1 protein-coding gene is annotated in these 1856 nt (G+C 64.2%); it reads left to right on the top strand.

Translation table 11 applies throughout. The features are described 5' to 3' along the window. Positions 1-399 precede the first annotated feature (399 nt). Entirely contained in the window at positions 400-1776 is a 1377-nt protein-coding gene (gene ltrA / locus ABIB00_RS38920; RefSeq protein ID WP_247446101.1) for a group II intron reverse transcriptase/maturase, read from the top strand. Positions 1777-1856 lie beyond the last annotated feature (80 nt).

Here is a 1856-nt window from a genome sequence, read left to right as displayed (position 1 = left end):
AGCTTGGAGGTGGAAGTCCTCTATCCAGCCTGATGGCGGCGAAGGATTAGCGAAGCGCAAGGGCGTCATCGTGAGGTGGGGTCTGAAGACAGCGTGGAGCAAAGCCGCGGCCCGATGGACAAGCACCGGATAACGAGGCCTACCCGGCCGGACGAGCGAGCAACTGATCGCGAAGTCCACAGTCATCAAGGACCGGGGTGGTAAATCCGGCGGGGGTGCGGTGAAGGCGGTCGGTCTTACCTCGGGAGGTCTGTGCTGTGTCCCGGCAACGGGACTGAGGCCGTCGCAAGGCGGCCTGACCGCAGTGCAGAAGTCAGCCGAGGGCATAGTAGGCGGCGGCGCGCTGCCGAAGGCCTGAACGGTGGAAGAGGCCAGTAGAGCGGTAATCTCGTGCGAGCCATGCGGCAGAAGAAACAGATCGAACTGAACTTGGGCACCGGAGCGAGGGGTGAAGCCCCGAAGGCCGCCGCCCAAGAGGCCGAAGCACGTGCGGCGAAAGCCAGTCTCGAACGCCCGGCGGTCGCAGGGCCGTTGATGGAAGCAGTGGTCGAGCGTGAGAATCTGAAGGAAGCGTTGGCGCGAGTGAAGCGCAATAAAGGTGCGGCAGGCATCGACGGCATGTCCGTTGATGAGCTGCCGACCTACCTGAAGGAGCACTGGCCCACGATCCGAGCCCAGTTGCTGGAGGGCACCTACAAGCCGCAACCGGTACGACGCGTCGAGATACCGAAGGCATCGGGCGGCACTCGGCCGCTCGGCATCCCCACGGTGCTCGATCGCTTCATCCAACAGGCGGTACTGCAGGTGCTGCAGGCGGATTGGGACGGAACGTTCTCCGGAACGAGCTTCGGCTTCCGGCCGAAGCACTCGGCGCATCAGGCTGTGGAACAGGCGCAGGCGTACATCGCGTCCGGGCACGGCTTTGTCGTGGACATCGACCTGGAGAAGTTCTTCGACCGGGTCAACCACGACATCCTGATGGGGCTGGTTGCCAAGCGGGTTGCTGACAAGCGCCTCCTGAAGCTGATCCGCGGCTTTCTGACCGCGGGCGTGCTGGAAGGGGGACTGGTCAGCGCGACGGAGGAAGGTACGCCGCAAGGCGGCCCGCTCTCGCCGCTGTTGTCGAACCTGATGCTGGATGTGCTGGACAAGGAGCTGGAGAAGCGCGGCCACCGCTTCGTGCGCTACGCCGATGACTGCAACATCTATGTGCGCAGTCGAAAGGCCGGCGAGCGGGTGATGGCCGGCATCGAGAAGTTCCTCGAAAAGCGCCTCAAGCTGAAGGTCAACAAGGCCAAGAGCGCGGTTGCCAAGCCGAGCGTCCGCAAGTTCCTGGGCTTCAGCTTCACAGGCGGGAAGGAGCCGCGGCGGCGTATCGCACCGCAGGCGATTACCCGCTTCAAAGCGAGAGTCCGGGAGCTGACGCGACGCACGTGCGGACGAAGCCTCGAACAGATCGCCAAGGAGCTGTCCACTTACCTTGTCGGCTGGCGCGGATACTTCGGCTTCTGCCAAACCCCGTCGGTGTTGAGCGCACTCGATCAGTGGATCAGGCGGCGGTTGCGCGCCATCGCCTGGAAGCAGTGGAAGCGTGGTCGCACTCGCTTTGCCGAACTGCGACGCCGTGGTGTCGGCCGGGATCTGGCGGCTCAAACTGCCGGCAGCCCACATGGCCCTTGGCGGTTGGCGGCGAGCCCTGCGCTTAACATTGCCTTGCAAACTGTCTTCTTCAGGTCACTCGGCTTGGCTTCCATCGCGGCTCCGAGACCCGCATAATCCACCGAACCGCCGTATACGGACCCGTACGTACGGTGGTGTGGGAGGGGCGACGCCGCGAGGCGTCCCCCTATCCCGAT

Source organism: Bradyrhizobium sp. LB14.3 (assembly GCF_040547985.1).
Classification (GTDB): Bacteria; Pseudomonadota; Alphaproteobacteria; order Rhizobiales; family Xanthobacteraceae; genus Bradyrhizobium.
The sequence above is the reverse complement of the archived record's forward strand: the minus strand, read 5'-3'. Positions and strand labels throughout refer to the sequence as shown.